The organism is Marinifilum fragile JCM 15579 (assembly GCF_001310955.1).
Lineage (GTDB): Bacteria > Bacteroidota > Bacteroidia > Bacteroidales > Marinifilaceae > Marinifilum > Marinifilum fragile.
The window spans coordinates 258935-276293 of sequence record NZ_BAZX01000001.1 but is presented as its reverse complement, the minus strand read 5'-3'; the positions used below and the strand labels follow the sequence as shown (position 1 = coordinate 276293).

General features: G+C 35.1%; 17 protein-coding genes and 1 riboswitch. Of the genes, 7 read left to right on the top strand and 10 right to left on the bottom strand.

The window, feature by feature from the left end; all coding sequences use genetic code 11:
- Positions 1-159 precede the first annotated feature (159 nt).
- A complete protein-coding gene (gene dnaK, locus JCM15579_RS01250) occupies positions 160-2064 on the top strand; it encodes a molecular chaperone DnaK (protein ID WP_054714575.1) in 1905 nt (634 codons plus the stop codon).
- Positions 2065-2152: 88 nt separating this feature from the next.
- Here the strand turns inward: dnaK and JCM15579_RS01245 are convergent, their stop codons facing one another.
- Positions 2153-2899 (bottom strand): hypothetical protein, encoded by a 747-nt coding sequence (locus JCM15579_RS01245; RefSeq protein WP_054714572.1) that lies wholly within the window; start codon positions 2897-2899, stop codon positions 2153-2155.
- A gap of 308 nt (positions 2900-3207) precedes the next feature.
- On the opposite strand from JCM15579_RS01245, the gene JCM15579_RS01240 reads away from it, so the two are divergent.
- From JCM15579_RS01240 to JCM15579_RS01220, 5 genes are read left to right on the top strand one after another with little or no spacing between them, the layout of a single operon-like run.
- A complete protein-coding gene (locus JCM15579_RS01240) occupies positions 3208-4017 on the top strand; it encodes a toxin-antitoxin system YwqK family antitoxin (protein WP_157471254.1) in 810 nt (269 codons plus the stop codon).
- A gap of 17 nt (positions 4018-4034) precedes the next feature.
- Positions 4035-5426, top strand: a complete 1392-nt coding sequence (gene xseA, locus JCM15579_RS01235; protein WP_054714565.1) for an exodeoxyribonuclease VII large subunit — start codon at positions 4035-4037, stop codon at positions 5424-5426.
- Positions 5427-5627: an exodeoxyribonuclease VII small subunit gene (gene xseB / locus JCM15579_RS01230; protein WP_054714562.1), complete on the top strand. Its 201-nt coding sequence runs from the start codon at positions 5427-5429 to the stop codon at positions 5625-5627.
- Entirely contained in the window at positions 5620-7044 is a 1425-nt protein-coding gene (gene dacB, locus JCM15579_RS01225) for a D-alanyl-D-alanine carboxypeptidase/D-alanyl-D-alanine endopeptidase (protein WP_054714559.1), read from the top strand. The genes xseB and dacB overlap by 8 nt, the downstream gene beginning before the upstream one ends.
- Positions 7045-7083: 39 nt before the next feature.
- On the top strand, positions 7084-8946 hold the full coding sequence (locus tag JCM15579_RS01220) for a sensor histidine kinase (RefSeq protein WP_083464486.1): 1863 nt from the start codon (positions 7084-7086) through the stop codon (positions 8944-8946).
- Between the two features lie 53 nt (positions 8947-8999).
- Here the strand turns inward: JCM15579_RS01220 and JCM15579_RS01215 are convergent, their stop codons facing one another.
- The 9 genes from JCM15579_RS01215 to trxA (JCM15579_RS01185) all read right to left on the bottom strand — a co-directional run bounded on the left by JCM15579_RS01215 (position 9000) and on the right by trxA (JCM15579_RS01185) (position 15665).
- The gene (locus tag JCM15579_RS01215; protein ID WP_054714553.1) at positions 9000-9464 is read right to left on the bottom strand and encodes a hypothetical protein; all 465 of its coding nucleotides are present in this window, start codon (positions 9462-9464) and stop codon (positions 9000-9002) included.
- A complete protein-coding gene (locus JCM15579_RS01210; protein ID WP_054714550.1) occupies positions 9464-10264 on the bottom strand; it encodes a DcaP family trimeric outer membrane transporter in 801 nt (266 codons plus the stop codon). Before JCM15579_RS01210 ends, JCM15579_RS01215 begins: the two co-directional genes overlap by 1 nt.
- Positions 10265-10661: 397 nt before the next feature.
- A complete protein-coding gene (locus tag JCM15579_RS01205; RefSeq protein ID WP_054714547.1) occupies positions 10662-11285 on the bottom strand; it encodes a thiamine diphosphokinase in 624 nt (207 codons plus the stop codon).
- A 40-nt stretch (positions 11286-11325) separates the two neighbouring features.
- Positions 11326-11922: a nicotinamide riboside transporter PnuC gene (pnuC, locus tag JCM15579_RS01200; protein ID WP_054714544.1), complete on the bottom strand. Its 597-nt coding sequence runs from the start codon at positions 11920-11922 to the stop codon at positions 11326-11328.
- A 53-nt stretch (positions 11923-11975) separates the two neighbouring features.
- Complete coding sequence (locus tag JCM15579_RS21160) at positions 11976-12779, bottom strand: TonB-dependent receptor domain-containing protein (RefSeq protein ID WP_245625781.1); 804 nt, start codon at positions 12777-12779, stop codon at positions 11976-11978.
- The gene (locus JCM15579_RS21155) at positions 12728-12922 is read right to left on the bottom strand and encodes a hypothetical protein (protein ID WP_245625780.1); all 195 of its coding nucleotides are present in this window, start codon (positions 12920-12922) and stop codon (positions 12728-12730) included. The genes JCM15579_RS21160 and JCM15579_RS21155 overlap by 52 nt, the downstream gene beginning before the upstream one ends.
- The gene (locus tag JCM15579_RS21150; protein WP_245625779.1) at positions 12919-14421 is read right to left on the bottom strand and encodes a carboxypeptidase-like regulatory domain-containing protein; all 1503 of its coding nucleotides are present in this window, start codon (positions 14419-14421) and stop codon (positions 12919-12921) included. Before JCM15579_RS21150 ends, JCM15579_RS21155 begins: the two co-directional genes overlap by 4 nt.
- Positions 14422-14485: 64 nt before the next feature.
- A riboswitch (TPP riboswitch) is annotated at positions 14486-14581 on the bottom strand.
- A 93-nt stretch (positions 14582-14674) separates the two neighbouring features.
- The gene (gene trxA / locus JCM15579_RS01190; protein ID WP_083464485.1) at positions 14675-15115 is read right to left on the bottom strand and encodes a thioredoxin; all 441 of its coding nucleotides are present in this window, start codon (positions 15113-15115) and stop codon (positions 14675-14677) included.
- A gap of 187 nt (positions 15116-15302) precedes the next feature.
- Positions 15303-15665 carry a thioredoxin gene (gene trxA, locus JCM15579_RS01185; RefSeq protein ID WP_054714541.1) on the bottom strand — a complete coding sequence of 121 codons (363 nt, stop codon included), beginning with the start codon at positions 15663-15665 and terminating at the stop codon, positions 15303-15305.
- 210 nt (positions 15666-15875) lie between these two features.
- Between trxA (JCM15579_RS01185) and JCM15579_RS01180 the strand changes: the two genes are divergently transcribed.
- The gene (locus tag JCM15579_RS01180) at positions 15876-17180 is read left to right on the top strand and encodes a CCA tRNA nucleotidyltransferase (RefSeq protein WP_245625778.1); all 1305 of its coding nucleotides are present in this window, start codon (positions 15876-15878) and stop codon (positions 17178-17180) included.
- Positions 17181-17359: the final 179 nt, after the last annotated feature.

Here is a 17359-nt window from a genome sequence, read left to right as displayed (position 1 = left end):
ACTGTCATGATTTTAGCTGATAAATTTACAATCTGTGCCAGTTTTACATTCGAAACTATAATTTTTGGAATGGCACACGCTTTGATTGTTCCCTATCGGATTTAAAAATGATCCGTGAGTGTATTAGAAAAAAATAAGAACATTAAATAAATACTTAAAATGGGTAAAATTATTGGAATCGACTTAGGAACTACCAACTCTTGTGTATCCGTAATGGAAGGTAACGAGCCTGTAGTAATTCCTAACAGTGAAGGAAAAAGAACAACTCCATCTATTGTAGCTTTTGTTGAAGGTGGTGAAAGAAAAGTAGGTGATCCTGCAAAACGTCAGGCAATCACAAACCCATCTAAAACAATTTTCTCTATCAAGAGATTCATGGGTGAAACTTACGATAAAGTAGGTAAAGAAATAGGACGTGTTCCATACAAAGTAATAAAAGGTGACAACAACACTCCACGTGTTGAAATCGACGATAGAAAATATTCTCCACAGGAAATTTCGGCTATGACTCTTCAGAAAATGAAGAAAACTGCTGAGGATTATCTTGGACAAGAAGTAACTGAAGCTGTAATCACAGTTCCTGCTTACTTTAACGATGCACAGCGTCAAGCAACTAAAGAAGCTGGTGAAATTGCTGGTTTAATTGTTAAGCGTATCATCAATGAACCAACAGCTGCTTCTTTGGCATATGGTCTTGATAAGAAAGATCAAGATATGAAAATTGCGGTATTCGACCTTGGTGGTGGTACTTTCGACATTTCAGTTCTTGAATTGGGTGATGGTGTATTCGAAGTAAAATCAACCAATGGTGATACTCACCTTGGTGGTGATGATTTTGACCAGGTAATTATCGACTGGTTGGCTGATGAATTCAACAAAGAAGAAGGAATCGATTTGCGTAAGGATCCTATGGCTCTTCAGCGTTTGAAAGAAGCTGCAGAAAAAGCTAAAGTTGAATTGTCTAGCTCAACTAGCACTGAGATCAACTTGCCATACATTATGCCAGTAAATGGTATTCCAAAACACTTGGTTAAAACTCTTACTCGTGCACAATTCGAGCAATTGGCTGATAGCTTAATTCAAGCTGTAATTGAGCCATGTAGAGCTGCATTGAAAGATGCTGGCGTATCAGCTTCAGAAATCGACGAAGTAATTTTGGTAGGTGGTTCAACTCGTATCCCTGCTATTCAGAATAAAGTACAGGAATTCTTTGGTAAAGCTCCATCAAAAGGAGTTAACCCTGATGAAGTAGTAGCTGTAGGTGCTGCAATTCAAGGTGGTGTATTAACTGGTGAAGTAAAAGACGTTCTTCTTTTGGATGTTACTCCTCTTTCATTGGGTATTGAAACTATGGGTGGTGTAATGACTAAATTGATTGAAGCGAATACTACAATACCAACCAAGAAGACTGAAACCTTTACTACTGCAGCTGACAACCAGCCATCTGTAGAGATTCACATTCTTCAAGGTGAGAGACCAATGGCACAAGGAAACAAAACAATTGGTCGTTTCCACTTAGATAGCATTCCACCAGCACCACGTGGTATTCCACAAATCGAAGTTACTTTCGACATTGATGCGAATGGTATCTTGAATGTATCTGCTAAAGATAAAGGAACAGGTAAAGAACAAAACATCAGAATTGAAGCTTCTTCAGGATTATCTGACGCTGAAATCGAAAGAATGCGAGAAGAAGCCAAGGCTAACGCAGAAGCTGACAACAAAGCAAAAGAAAGAATCGATACTTTGAATAAAGCTGACGGTATGATTTTCCAGACCGAAAAGCAATTGAAAGAAATTGGTGATAAGTTACCAGCTGACAAAAAGCAGCCAATCGAAGATGCTTTGAACAAATTGAAAGAAGCACACAAAGCTCAGGATGTTGATGCTTGTAACGCTGCTATCGATGAGTTGAACAACGTATTCCAAGCTGCATCTCAAGAGATGTACAACGCACAACAACAGCAAGATGGTCAACCAGGTCCTGATGCTGGTGCACAAGCTGGAGGAAAAGCAAAATCAGACGATGAAGTAACTGATGTTGACTTTGAAGAAGTAAAATAATTGAACTTCAGATATATTAAAAATGGCGATCGAAATTCGATCGCCATTTTTTTGCTTGCTATAATAAGTTTATAAACTAACTGTTATACTAAGCAACTTTATCCGGCACTGAGTGCATCCAGAAAGTCTTCACTTTCATTTTAATATAGTTCAGTTCATACTCAACACACTTCATTGGATCATCCTTTCTATACAAACTTTGTCCAATTTCCATTACATCCTGCATGGTTGCCCAAAGATGATTTAAACAACGGAAAACTTCCTCCTTCAACAGTCCACGTGAATTAAGTAGACGATTTAATTCGATACGATCTAGCTTCAGTACCTGATAAATTGATCGAATTCCATCTATTATGGATTGAGCTACATCTTCGTTTTGAGTTGGAATATTTGCCTCAAGTTGTTGCAAAAGATTTGGTACAATCGACAAAATTGAGCTCAAATTCTTCTTCTCAATAATTTCGACAATATAATCGAATTGTTTAATTCTTGATATCGGAAAATAATCCTGTACCTCCAAAATTAAAGTATTCAAACTTTCTATTTTTCGAAATACACCAATCCTGATATTCTGAATTTTCACCCCTTCAGGCCCACAGCAAACAATTTCTTTTGCTTTTCTGATCTGCTCAGAAAAGCGCGCCTTAAACACCTCATCAAATACAGGATAAACTCTTTGAAAGTCCTCAATATCTCTAGAGAAACTGTCGGAGATGAATTTTGCCGCGATAGGCATTTCATCGAAATTAAAAGGAAAATCCATTGTCTCCATACCACCAATTTTGTTAGTTATGCTTTTGTTATTGTTTCTACTTTTTTTGATTCCATTATTCATTTAAGCTTGATGAAATCAAATCTAAAAATGCATTTTCTCACTTCAACTCAATTGCCTCATCACCATCTCAAACAATACATAATTAGAGAAAATCACATTTAATTCGATTCATAAAATACAAAATATCAACACCATCCAAAAAATATTAGAAATGATGTACAACATATTTTTATTATTAATGATTCGAACTTATTGGTTTTTATGGGAAAAGCTCAAGTTTTTTTTATGGCTGTTATAGTTTTATTAGTTTTGTGTTAGCTTGATTATACAGTAATAATAAAATTGCCAAGAAGACAAAAACGAACAAAATGATAAAAAACTTATTTATTCTACTCTTACTTATAGCACCAATGTTTTCTCCTGCTCAAGAAATCAACAAAACAGATAAAAATGGTTTAAAACAAGGAGTTTGGATTAAAAAATACCCAAATGGAAAAATCAAATACAAAGGCTGTTTTCTTGACAACAAACCCAATGGGCGAATGGAACGCTTTCATACCAATGGCAACATAAAGGCTGTATTAATTTTTTCTGAAAAAGGCATAAAAGCAAAAGCTGAACTTTACAATGAATCGTCCCAGTTAATTGCAAAGGGAAATTTTATAAAATCACAGAAGGATAGCATTTGGAACTATTTTGATAAAAAAGGAAATATTCGAGCAAGTGAATCATTCCAAAATGGCATTAAAAATGGACTTAGTGAGTACCGTTTCAAGAATGGTAAAGTTTCAGAATCTATTCATTTCATTAATGGAAAAAAACATGGCATATGGAAACGCTTTTTCCAGGATGGTAAAGCTTATATCGAAGCTGCATATAAAGAAGGTAAATTAGATGGTGGTTTTCAAGCTTTTTATCCCAATGGCATTATTGAGTTTGGTGGGACTTATCACAACAATAAAAAAACCGGCAATTGGGATCATTACTCTGATAAAGGAGATTTGCTTTTTACCATTGAATACAAAAATGGTGTGGCTTTGAATCAGAATGAGCTTGATAAACAGCAAATGAAAAAACTAGAGCAAATGGAAGTTCAGAAAGAGAAATTAATCCATAGTGATCCTGAAAATTACATAAACGATCCTGATTCATTCTTGCGTTCCCAAATAAAAAGATAAACTCCACAAAGGAAACTATGGCAAACAAAGGAATAAGTTTATTTCAATTAAACAATCAAATTAAAGGAGTTTTAAAGAATTCTTTTGATTCTGATTTGTGGATTGTAGCTGAAATTAGTGAAGTCCGCTTTAATCAGAATGGTCACTGTTATTTGGAGTTGGTTGAAAAGGATAATGATACAGATCAAATTATTGCCAAAGCCAGGGCAACCATTTGGGCCTATACCTTTAGAATGTTAAAACCTTATTTTGAAACCAGCACGGGTCAAAGATTTTCTGCTGGAATTAAGGTATTAATCAGTGTCAGCATAGAATTTCAGGAAATTTATGGTTACACCTTAAATATTAAAGATATCGATCCTAGTTATACGCTGGGAGATATTGCCAAAAGAAGAAAAGAGATTCTGAATAGGCTGGAAGAAGAAGGGGTTTTGGAAATGAATAAAGAAATTGATTTCCCGGAAATTCCTAAATGTATTGCCCTTATCTCCTCTCCTACGGCAGCTGGTTACGAAGATTTCACAAATCAATTGGAAAATAATTCTTCCGGGTACAAATTCCATTATAAATTGTTTCCGGCCATTATGCAAGGAAATCAGGCTGAAGAATCAATTATTGCTGCACTAGATCGAATCAATGAATATGAAGATGTATTTGATGTTGTTGTAATAATTCGAGGTGGTGGTTCAACTGCCGATTTAAATTGTTTCGATAGCTATTGGCTGGCTTTTAATATTGCCCAGTTTCCGCTTCCTGTAGTTTCAGGAATTGGACATGAAAGAGATGAAACCATTGTTGATATTGTAGCCAATGTGCGTGTTAAAACACCAACTGCAGCTGCCGAATACCTGATTGACTGCTTTGATGAAAAACAAGCTTATCATGAAAGTTTGCAAGAGGAATTTTATAACGGAATAAACGAAATTCTGCTTGAGGCTACCGAGAATTTGCATTATCTGTCGAACAAGTTTTCGCCCTTGGTTAAAAACATATTGGAACGAAAATCCAATCAGCTTTTGCTTGCAAATGAAAAGCTAATTCATTCAGCAAAACAATTGACAAAATCGCACTCTTTTAATTTGCAGAATTTTAAAACCAAATTGAAATTAGGCTTAGAACATAGACTAAGTAATGAAAAAAATCATGCTACACATCTGCAAAGTAAAATTGGCATTCGAGTTGGTCGATTGCTCGAAAATCAAAAGCATAAATTATCACTACACGAGCAAAGTGTAAAATATCTAAATCCTGAAAATATCCTGCAAAAAGGATATACACTAACTTTAAAGGATGGAAAAATCGTGAAAGACATTTCATCTCTTTCAAAGAACGATATAATTGAAACCAGATTTAAAGATGGTCTGGTTGAGAGTGAAATTCAAAAAGTAAATCCTAAAAAACACAAATAAATGGCCAAGAAAAAGATTAGTTACAGCGAAGCAATTGCCGAAATTGAAGAAACAATCATGTTGATTGAAAATGAAGAACTAGATGTTGATGATTTATCCGAAAAGGTAAAACGAGTTTCAGAATTATTGGTGATTTGTAAGGCAAAATTAAATAGCACTGAAAAAGAAGTAGAAAAAATCTTAAAAGAAATCGATGAATAAAATTTTACTCCTTTTTGCATTTGTAGTTTGGGGATTTTCGTGCACTTCCCAAAAAACTACAGATAATAAAATTCAACAATTTGTAGATGAATTTACAGCTGATTCCTGCTTTTATTCGGCTGGAATGGGCATTATTATTAAAGATGTTGAAAAGGGAAATGTATTGGCTCAACACAACTCGAAAATGGCTTTAACGCCGGCTTCATGTCAAAAATTGATTACCACTGCAAGCGCATTGGAAATATTAGGTGAAGATTATCAATTTAAAACACTGATCGAAACTGATGGGAATATTGAAAATGGAACGCTAAAAGGAAACTTAATTATAAAAGGTGGTGGTGATCCTGCATTGGAATCGAAATATTTTGAATCTCAGCAAAACATTGCCAACAGAATTGTATCAAAACTAAAAACATTAAATATCAACACGATTGATGGCCGTATCTTGGTAGACAACTCTTACTTCGTACCTTCAATCCCGAGAACCTGGATATGGGAAGATATTGGCAATTATTATGGTGCTGTTCCCAATGCCATCAACTACCGTGATAACATGTACACCTTGTTTTTTAAATCAGGACAAGCTGGCAGTAAGACTAAAATTTGGAAAACGGCTCCACGTAATACGGGATTGGATTTCGACAATCAGGTTGTAAGCTCTGAAATCAATCGCGATTTAGCTTACATTTTTGGTGGCAACACAAGTAAATTGCGCAGAATAGAAGGCAGCATCCCTCAGAATAGAGATGATTTCAAGGTAAAGGGAGCTTTTCTTCACCCAGAAATGGCCTTAATTGAAGATCTCAAAGCAGAATTAAAGAATAGTAACATTAGAGTCCTGAATCAAAAAAGTAAGCATAAAACCAATCGTAAAGAGTTATTCGAAATTCTATCTCCAAAAGTGAAAGATATCGTGTACTGGACCAATCAGAAAAGCGTAAATCTTTTTGCCGATCAGTTGTTATTTGAAATCGGACAAAAACAAAACAAAAAAGCCGATTGGGAAACTGGAGTAAGAAGCATAAATGAGTTTTGGAGCACAAAAGGTATTAAAACCAAATATCAAAATTTACTTGATGGCAGTGGCTTATCGCACTTCAATGCGATTTCTGCTGAGTTTTTCAGCCAAATCCTGACTTTCATGTATCATAGCAACAATCACAATGCTTTCTTATCATCTCTTCCTGTTGCTGGTAAATCAGGCACTTTAAAATATTTTGGAAAAGACAGTGATATTGCAAACAATTGGATGGCTAAAACCGGATCAATGACAGGTGTAAGAACTTATTGTGGTTACTTAAAAAACTCAAAAGGCAAACCTTACATTGTATGTATTTTAATTAACAATCACCATTGCTCATCTAAGGAACTCAATAATAAATTGCTAAACCTTTTAATTCATATTTATAATTACTAAATTGAATTGATTAACAATACAAATCAATTCTATTTTCTTATGAGAATTAGTATTAATTCTATAATACTTTCACTGCTTGTAATATGTAGTTTGAGTGCCTATTCTTCAGTAAGCAAACACGTATTAATTCTAAACTCATACCACAATGGTCTCAGTTGGACAGATTCAACCTTAAAAAGTATCAAAAGTGAGCTTCTGCCAAATCCAAATACGGCCATCCACATCGAATATATGGATTCAAAAAGATATTTCTCTGAAGAGTATCTGGAACACCTGAAACAATATTACCAATACAAGTATAAGAACCAAAAATTTGATTTAATTATTTCTACCGACAACAATGCCTACGACTTTTTAATCAAAAATCGTGATGAAGTTTTCGGTAAAGTACCTGTTGTTTTTTCAGGTTTAAACTCCTTTATCGATACTCCTAAAGGATATACAGGTGTATTTGAAAATTTTAATGTGTGTGCCACAATTGATTTAATTGAAAATCACCACCCAGATTATTCTAAGATCGTAGTTGTAACAGATTATAGTACCACAGGAAAAAACTTGGTTACCATGCTGGATGAACAAATCCAGGAAATGGGTAAACCAGTTAGGTTTGAAATTTTGAAAGCCAAAAGTTTACAAGATTTAAAAATTCACCTTTCAGAATTACATTCTAATGATGTTGTTCTTTACTTGCTATACAATCGGGATATTGAAGGCAATTATTACACTTACGAAAAGGGTTTTTCTGAATGTAAACCCTATTGCAAAGTTCCAATTTACTGTGTTTGGGATTTTTATCTTAATCATGGTGCCATAGGTGGATCTTTAATAACAGGAAGAACTCACGGTAAGCAAGCTGCTCTAATAGCTAAAAAAGTATTATCCGGTACTCCTATCGATGCTATTCCTCCAATGAAATCTGAATATGAGTACATGTTCGATTATAATGAATTGGTAAATTTTAATATCAAGATTAAGGATTTGCCTAAAAATTCCAAGCTAATAAATGAGCCCTACAGCCTGATTAAGGAAAACAAGGAAATAGTTATACTTACTTTAACGATATTGATACTTTTAACCATTATTATCATCGTAATGATGATTAATATTCACCTTAAAAAATTAAAAGAACAAAAAGAAAAAGCTCATATGCTGGAAATCACTGCGACAAATGTAAAACTAGAAAAAGCGATAGAGGTTGCAGAAGAATCAAACCGGTTAAAATCTGCTTTCCTGGCCAATATGTCGCATGAAATCCGAACACCTATGAATGCTATATTGGGATTTACAGAACTGCTTTCAGGTGAGAATGTATCAGATGCCAAAAGAAAAAAGTTCATTTCCATCATCCAAAAAAACACCAATGGATTATTACGATTGATTAGCGATATTCTTGATATCTCAAAAATTGAAACCAATCAGTTAAAGCTTGTTTTGGACCGATGTAATATCTCCAAACTTTTCGATTCGATTAAATATGATTATGAAACACTTAAAGAACATAAGGCGAATCACGATCTCAACTTTATTGTAAGTACCCCAGATGCTAATCCAATTTATGAGATTACAACCGATTCGGTTCGATTACAACAAGTGTTTACCAACCTAATTGAAAATTCAATTAAATTTACCCAGGGAGGTGAAATTGAAGTTGGCTATACAGTTAAAGGAAAGTTTATTGAATTCTTTGTAAGAGATACTGGGATTGGCATTCCAGAAGAAAAACAAGCCATTATTTTCGACAGATTCCGACAGGCCGAATTAGATGCGAACACAAGACAATATGGAGGCACAGGTTTAGGCTTGGCAATTAGCAAAAGCTTAATTGAAATGCTAGGAGGTGAAATATGGATGAAATCGAAACCACAAGAAGGAACCACATTTTATTTTACGATTCCTCTATAAACAAGTAAAGACGTAGCATGCTACGTCTTTATCTAATCATGTAAATATCGTTACTAAAAGAAATAATATACTCCTAATGAATATCTCGTACCACCTATCCATTTGGTATCTTCAACCTTAGCTTTTTCCGCAAGTTTACCATATGCAGCTGCAGTATACTCCGCTTCAAATTCGAACTTTAAGTTCTTGTATTTTTTACAAACACGTGGAGCCAAACGATATAATTCTCCAATGTCTTTACTTCTTGCGTAAACCAAATCCGTTGAAGCAATATCATCCTCTGCACCGTAATTTTTAGAATATCCGGCAAGAAAAGCATATTCCCAGTCGTTTTTCTTGTAAGAAAGTTCAGCCCACGAACCCATTACTTTAATCCCTGTGTATGATGCTTCGTTGGTTACAGGATTCATATCCTTAACAGCATATCCGCCCAACATTAACACATCGGTAAGGTTGGTACCGTAAGTGGTTTGAGCCTTAAAAGTAACCGGATTGAAATTCAACTTGAAATATCCCATCACAGCCCATGATGAAATGGTTTCATCATTTTTCCAATTCTGGATATTTCCCTCATTGTCAACACTTGTACTTTGTAGAGAAGCTTTAAGTTTTTGAATTCACCACTTACGCCAAACAAGTGTTTCTTCTTCCCTAAATAATAGTGTGCCTGCCCTTGAACAATTGGCATTCCGGCATTTCTTAAATATTTGTTACTTGATCCATCAGGACCAGTACTTGTATAATCTCTTTCTGTTGCAATTGCTGCCAACAGTTTCCAATTGCCGGTTTTATGAGTTAATCTCACCTGAGGATTACGAGCAAATGGCTTGAATGGCAAACCTGCATTGGCACCTACAGTAAATGGAAAAACTTCAGCAACAAACAATGGAGACCATGTCTGTCCGATTAAAATTGAAGTATTGCCCCAATCCAAATTTACAAAAGCATGACGCAAACGTAAACCATTGGTATCTGATTCACCGTTTCCAATAAATTCAGCTTCAATCATTCCGTTGGTTTTTGCACCCAAAATTTCAGGACCAGTAATCTTGGCATTTACTCTTGATTGGATTACTGCCATATTGTATACTCCACCTTCATTAATATCCTTGCCTGCAGCATCTAAAATCTCATTTTTAGGATACAGAAGGATATGTCCTTCACGTGCAGCTACCATTTGACGAGTATCGTAAGTAAATAAAGTGTGTACATATCCACCAAATTTAACAGAAAGTGGTAATTCCTTTTTTTGTGCGTTAAGACCTGATATGCTTATTAATGAAACAAAAAGCAATAACAGAGTTTTTAATTTTTTCATCGACTTTAGTTAGGTTTTAATTCGGCTGCAAATATAAAAATGATTTAAACATCTGCTAGTTAGAATTAAAACATATTACCTCAGATTCGCTGAAAAATTGAATGAAAACTTTAACCTCACTGGCTGGGGAGGCTGATAATTCACAGGAATTATTTGCCTCACTCGTGGGGGAGGCACAATTTGCAACAACTTTTTATCCTCGATACTCAGGGAGGGAGAAAATGCGATACTATTTTAGTCTTTCTGCGTAGTAAAACACAAAATTGCGACAAAACTTTAACCTCACTGGCTGGGGAGGCTGACAATTCGCAGGAATTATTAGCCTCACTCTTGGGGGAGGCACAATTTGGAACAACTTTTTATCCTCGATACTCAAAGAGAATGAATATATTATAAACTATTGTCGGTATTCCTGAAATACAATCAATGGCCCTCCTTCAAATTCAATTCGGAAACTATCACCCATCGATTCATTTAATGTGCCTTGCCACATCATTTCCAATCTCTGATTGGTTAAGGCATATCGCAAATTTGCTGTGGTAATTAGTGTATCTCTGTTTGGTGAGAAAATGGATACTTGTTGTCTATTAAAGCTATCAAAATTCTTTGAGCGAACTATTGGAGTAAACACACCATAACTGGTTAGCATTTTAACCCTTACTTTTTTTGCATATTGCGGTAAAAGAAACACATTACCAATCATATGATCATCGCGCTTACCCGTTGCTCCAACAATAGCTATTTCGTTGTACTTATTGGCCATGCACCATTCAACTGCCTTGGTCAAATCATTGGTATCCTGATTTGAAAAGTGATGAATGATATCCCTATACTTCCATTTCAATTCTGAATCTAAAGAATCCAAATCACCAATAATTGCGAAAGGTTCTAATCCTGCTTTTTCCAGATTGTTAATTGCGCCGTCGCAACAAATGATATGTTTTGATTCTTTTAGTTCCTTTAATGGGATTTCGTGAGTTGGAAAGGCTCCGTTTGCCAATATTACAGCTTTCTTTTGCATTCTCGATTGGTGATGATAAAATTTGAGCCTGTAAATTTAATTAATTACCTGAAATAGCCTGAGAACGAAGCATGTCTTTTTTCCATTGCAGATAGCCTACCAAGGCCAATACTGTATAGAAGAAAAACAAAACGGTTGTTGGATAAAGACCTTTATAAATGTATAAACCCATAGAAACAGCATTTACGACAACCCAAACCAGCCACTGCTCTAAAATTTTTCTGGCCAGCATCCATGTTGCAACAATGCTTAAGGCAGTTGTAAAAGCATCCCAATATGGAATTGATGCATCGGTAAAGTTTACCAGTATGTAAGCAATAAAAACATAAATCAACATGCTTGCGCCAAATAGTGTTAGGAACAAAGCGCGACTTAGTCTGACCACAGGAAGCTGATCATCACTTTTATTGGCTCCCCTTGACCATAGTATCCATCCATAAATACTTATAAAAACATAGTAGAACTGTAGTGACATATCAGCATACAGCTTGGCCACAAAAAACACATAGATATACATTACAGATGTAAGTAAACCTACAGGCCACAACCATTTATTCTGTTTGATTTCAAGGTACAGGAATAATAATCCTGATATGGTTCCTATGATTTCTACGATATTATCAATTATCCAGGTCATATTTTTAATTTAGGTAGAGACGTACAGAGCTGTACGTCTCTACAAATATTATCTTAAAATCGCAATGTCACACCTGCCAGAACATTTGTTCCTGCCTGTGGATAATAGTATCTCCATGTTTTTTCAACACCTTGCTCATACCAGTTTCCACCATATGCATTATTTTCATATTTGGCATCAAGTACATTGTTAATGCTTAACTGGAAAGCAATTTCTTTCATCCAACTTGGCTTGATACTGTAGTTCAATCTTAAGTTGTGGACATGGTAAGCATCCAATTTTCGATCTGCACTCGCAGTATTGTCAAAGTACTGTTCCCCTACATACTTACTTACAAAACTTACATCAAAACCTTTTGCTGGAGTCCATGTTAAAATACTACTTCCAACTGTTTCTGGTGAGTAACTAATGTCAGTATCTCCTAGTTCTTTCCCTTTGTACTCTTCGTTCCAATTTTCATCGTAGTAAGTTGAATATTCTACAAAATCTTTAATTCTATTACGACTCAAAGTAAGGTTGGCATCCCATTTTAAAGTTGGTAAAATCTGAACGCCCCAAATCAACTCAACACCTGCTCTGTAACTCTTGTCTACATTTGTCATGATATCGTAACCAACACTATTCTTTTCGCCTGTTGGTACCAACTGGTCTCGATAGTACATGTAGTAAAGGTTAACTCCGAAAGTAGCATTTTTAGATTTATAGTTGTACCCTAGTTCATAATCGAATAATGACTCATCAACAGGATATGAATTTGGATCGCCTTTGGCATCTTTAAAGTTTGCACGAGTTGGCTCACGATGTGCTACACCAAATGATGCATAAGCTGAGTTTCTATCGTTAAGGGTATAATACAATCCCACTTTAGGTTGAAGAAATCAAATTTATGCTCCTGAACCAATGGCAGAAGATCATCATCCGTACCATCCATATCGTAAGAAATATGACGATATTGAACATCTCCATAAGCATTTAATTTATCGCTTAATTCAACATTCATCTTGCAAAAACATTGTAATCCGTCTTCTCGCCAGTATTTAAATACCATTGATGGCCATTAGGAACTCCACCGTTTTGAGCCCAAAGAATATTACCGAAGTGATCACCATCATAACGATTCCAAGCACCACCGAAAGATGCATCGATTCTGTTCTTTTTGTAATTTAAAGAATATGTAAATCCATAAAAATCATTCTTCAGCCATTTTTGGCGTGTTAGATCTGTTTCTTCAATGGTTTCATTTCCAATCACAAGATTATCCAATCCATATTCTGAATATTTCTCATCTTCTTTATACTGCTCGTAGAAACCTTTCCCTTTTGTATAATGCAATGCAGCATTCAAATTCAAATTCGAAGTTAATTCTTGAGAGTAAAATAACTGGTAATGTGTTTGCTTGTAATTATCAGTTTGATTGTCGTAATATCTGGTAACACCATTTTCGTCGGTATATTCTCCTGCAGGATTGTATCTTCTGTCTTCATAATCATTAGGATCATCGGTGTTGATATTTGGATTTCCCCACCAGCTGATTCCTGTTTTCTGATCACCCGAAATGACATTGAATTTCAACATACTTCTTTCTGTGTAATAAGTACCACTTGCAAAAAATGATTCATGATCAGAAAATGCACGATCAACAAATCCGTCAGACTTTAACTTTGAATAACGAGCATCAAAACTAAATTTTCCATTGATTAAGCCTGTTCCAGCTTTAAAAGTATTACGGAAAGTATTGAATGAACCAGCTACACTTTGAACTTCGGCATAAGGTTCTGCATTTACCGTTTCTGTTTGAAAGTTAATGGTAGCTCCAAAAGCTGCAGCACCATTGGTAGATGTTCCAACTCCACGCTGAATTTGAATGTTATCAACTGATGAAGCAAAATCTGGCATGTTTACCCAAAATACACCTTGCGATTCTGAATCATTCAATGGTACACCATTAATTGTAACGTTAATACGAGAAGCATCAGTACCACGAATACGTAAAGCTGAATAACCAACACCATTACCTGCTTCTGATGATTCAACCAATGAAGGAGTCAAGCTTAACTGGTATGGAATATCCTGACCTGTATTTTGCTTTCTAACTTCTTCTCCTCCCAGATTAGTTACTGCTACTGGAGCTTTATTTCCTGCTCTTGTTGCTGCTACAATCACCTCGTCGGCCATTATGGCAGTTGGATTTAATTTAAAATCTAAATTCTTTGATTCAGTAAGCTTTACAGAATTTTCCTGTGTTTCATACCCCAAAAAAGAGATCACAAATTGGTATTCTCCAGCTTTTAAGTTTGTAAACTGATATTCACCATATGAATTGGCAACAGTTCCCAAATAAGTTCCTTTCACTGCAATTGCTGCCCCAGGTAGAGCATTTCCGCTTTTATCGGTAACTTTCCCTTTTAAATTTAATTGTGAAAAACCGATAAAGCATACAAATTGCAATACAATTAACAGAGTTGCTCTGCGCAAGACAGAGTTCATTTGCTTAAACATTGTGTAATAAATTAAAACGTTAATAAAATATTGCAATGAGGTATATATAAGATCAGGTTGGCGAAAAGTTAGCTCGCAATTTTCCTACGCCGGCATTATCCGGATCAGGTGTAAGGGTATGATCTCAGCCATTTATAATTAGGCACCCCACTGTGATTTGGCGCAAAGATAGTCTGAAAACTAGCAAAAACAAAAAAGTCGGCAAAAAGCCGACTTTCAAAACCTAAACTATTATAATTACTCTAACCTATAATCAATTTGGGGCTTTCACTCCCAAAACGTCATTAATTGCTTTTACAAATGTGGCCTTAGGCAAAGCACCTTGAGCCATTGTTGGTTTACCTTCCATCGGTACAAACAGCAAAGATGGTATACTTCTGATTCCAAATGCAGCTGATACTTTTTGAGCCTTATCGGTGTCTACTTTATAAATCTGAATGGCATCGCCATATTCCTTTTGCAATTCCTTTAGTACAGGAGCAATTCTTTTACAAGGTCCACACCAATCGGCGTAGAAATCAACAATTACGGGCTTATTCCCTTCAAATTTCCAATCGCCACCTTTTTCGTAATCAAATACCATTTCTTTAAAACTATCATCATCTAAATGAATAATTTTAGCATCAGAATTCGATTGTGCGTAACTATTGGTTCCCATAAAAGCAACCAACATTATTATTAAAAATCTCTTCATTTTCTCTTTCTTTTCTAGTGCAAACTCCGTTTCAGTTTTAATTCATTATCGCTCTAAAGCTAATAATGATTTGCTTTAAATTGTGTCTGCTCAACGACCGTTAATAACTCTTTAACCTTTCAGTAATCAACGCATATATCAATTCACGATTGATTTTAAAAAGGTTATTCATTTACTGTGATCGCAATTATTTTGCCTCAACCTTTAAAACTTCTGCAAAGGCTTGTTTAAAATTCTCTTTTGATAAAGCTCCCTGTGCCATTTGTGGTTGCCCATCCTTAGGAATGAATAACAATGATGGAATACTTTGAATTCCGAACATTGCTGATAATTCCTGTTCTTTCTCAGTATCTATTTTATAAATATCCAAAGCTTCACCATATTCTGCCTTCAACTCATCTAAAATTGGAGCCACCATTTTACAAGGTCCACACCAATCTGCATAAAAATCTACCAAACATGGTTTGTTGCCTTCAAATTTCCAATCTTTATTTTTTTCGAAATCAAATACTTTTTCTTTGAAAGATTCTTTCGTTAAATGTTCTACCATAACTAACACCTAAATTAATTTATTACTTTATATATCTACAAATCTATATATTTTTATCAAACAATTAACATACCAAAGCCTATTTTTCTCTGAATTTTCATAATCCCCTTAATTAATTGTAATTTTGTCAGGAAATTAAACAGTCGGTATGTCATGTATCGACAACACAGTAGTAACAGCCTGATTACAGGCCATATGACTAACAAATAAGTGAGAGAACATTTAAAACATCCTATATTTTCAATCATATCAGAAATTGTAACTGAAGAAAATCTTGAAAGCTATGTAATTGGAGGCTATGTTAGAGATATATTTTTAAAGCGCAATTCAAAAGATATTGATGTTGTTGTAATTGGCAGTGGTATTGAATTGGCTCAAAAAGTTGCAAGCAGAGCTGGTAATCCTAAGGTATCTGTATTTAAAAACTTTGGTACTGCAATGCTAAAATTCAAAGATCTTGAAATAGAATTCGTAGGTGCCAGAAAAGAATCGTATAACAGAGACTCTAGAAAACCAATTGTTGAAAATGGCAGTTTAGAGGATGACCAGAAAAGAAGAGATTTCACCATTAATGCGCTGGCATTAAGCTTACACAAAGACAATTTCGGTGAACTCTTAGATCCATTTGGAGGCATTGATGATTTAAATAGCAAAATCATAAAAACACCAATGGATCCTATGATTACTTTCTCAGATGATCCATTAAGAATGATGCGTGCAATTCGTTTTGCTACACAGCTAAACTTTAAAATTTCCGATGTTACTTTCGAAGCTATCAAAGAGAACAGGGATCGCATTCACATCATCTCTAAAGAGCGTATTATTGAGGAGCTAAATAAAATTGTAATGTCAGCTAAACCATCAATCGGTTTTAAATTGCTTGAAGAATGTGGCTTGTTGAAAATTATATTTCCAGAGTTTCAAAGATTAAAAGGCAGAGAAACCAGAAATGGAATTAGCCATAAAGACAATTTCTATCATACCCTTGAGGTTTTAGATCAGTTGGTACCTCATTCCGACAATTTATGGCTTCGATGGTCGGCTCTGCTGCACGATATAGCCAAACCTAATACCAAAAAATTTGTAAATGGAATTGGTTGGACTTTCCATGCTCACAATTTTGTTGGGGAAAAAATGGTTCCTCGCATTTTTAAGAATATGAAATTGCCTTTGAACGAGAAAATGAAGTTTGTTCAGAAAATGGTACTGCTGCATATGCGCCCTATCGTTTTGGCACAAGAAGTAGTAACCGATTCTGCTGTTAGAAGATTACTTTTTGACGCGGGTGACGACATTGATGAACTCATGAAATTGTGCGAAGCCGACATTACCTCTAAAAACGAAGAGAAGGTTAAGCGATTCCTGGATAACTTTCAATTGGTTCGTCAAAAACTAAAAGAGGTTGAAGAAAAAGATGCGGTTCGAAATTTCCAACCTCCAATTGACGGGCAAGAAATTATTGACACATTTAATTTGTCACCATGTAAAACCATTGGCGATATAAAAGTAGCATAAAAGATGCAATTCTGGATGGAATTATTCCAAACGAAAGGGAAGCAGCCTATAATTTCATGATTGAAAAAGGAAAAGAGCTAGGACTTGAACCTGTTGGCAAAAAAAAGAATAATTAGTTCGGAAATATTTCCGAACTTTTTTTTCTGTTATATAACCTATTTCAATTTGTTAAACAGCAC

Bases quoted from the DNA above. Each gene is read 5' to 3' on its own strand.
- JCM15579_RS01240 (WP_157471254.1), top strand. From the start codon at position 3,208: ATGATAAAAAACTTATTTATTCTACTCTTACTTATAGCACCAATGTTT.
- dacB (WP_054714559.1), top strand. From the start codon at position 5,620: ATGAATAAAATTTTACTCCTTTTTGCATTTGTAGTTTGGGGATTTTCG.
- xseA (WP_054714565.1), top strand. From the start codon at position 4,035: ATGGCAAACAAAGGAATAAGTTTATTTCAATTAAACAATCAAATTAAA.
- trxA (WP_083464485.1), bottom strand. From the start codon at position 15,115: ATGAAGAGATTTTTAATAATAATGTTGGTTGCTTTTATGGGAACCAAT.
- JCM15579_RS01205 (WP_054714547.1), bottom strand. From the start codon at position 11,285: ATGCAAAAGAAAGCTGTAATATTGGCAAACGGAGCCTTTCCAACTCAC.
- dnaK (WP_054714575.1), top strand. From the start codon at position 160: ATGGGTAAAATTATTGGAATCGACTTAGGAACTACCAACTCTTGTGTA.
- JCM15579_RS01215 (WP_054714553.1), bottom strand. From the start codon at position 9,464: ATGGGATATTTCAAGTTGAATTTCAATCCGGTTACTTTTAAGGCTCAA.
- JCM15579_RS21150 (WP_245625779.1), bottom strand. From the start codon at position 14,421: ATGTTTAAGCAAATGAACTCTGTCTTGCGCAGAGCAACTCTGTTAATT.
- JCM15579_RS01210 (WP_054714550.1), bottom strand. From the start codon at position 10,264: ATGAAAAAATTAAAAACTCTGTTATTGCTTTTTGTTTCATTAATAAGC.
- JCM15579_RS21155 (WP_245625780.1), bottom strand. From the start codon at position 12,922: ATGAATGTTGAATTAAGCGATAAATTAAATGCTTATGGAGATGTTCAA.
- JCM15579_RS01220 (WP_083464486.1), top strand. From the start codon at position 7,084: ATGAGAATTAGTATTAATTCTATAATACTTTCACTGCTTGTAATATGT.
- pnuC (WP_054714544.1), bottom strand. From the start codon at position 11,922: ATGACCTGGATAATTGATAATATCGTAGAAATCATAGGAACCATATCA.
- xseB (WP_054714562.1), top strand. From the start codon at position 5,427: ATGGCCAAGAAAAAGATTAGTTACAGCGAAGCAATTGCCGAAATTGAA.
- trxA (WP_054714541.1), bottom strand. From the start codon at position 15,665: ATGGTAGAACATTTAACGAAAGAATCTTTCAAAGAAAAAGTATTTGAT.
- JCM15579_RS01245 (WP_054714572.1), bottom strand. From the start codon at position 2,899: ATGAATAATGGAATCAAAAAAAGTAGAAACAATAACAAAAGCATAACT.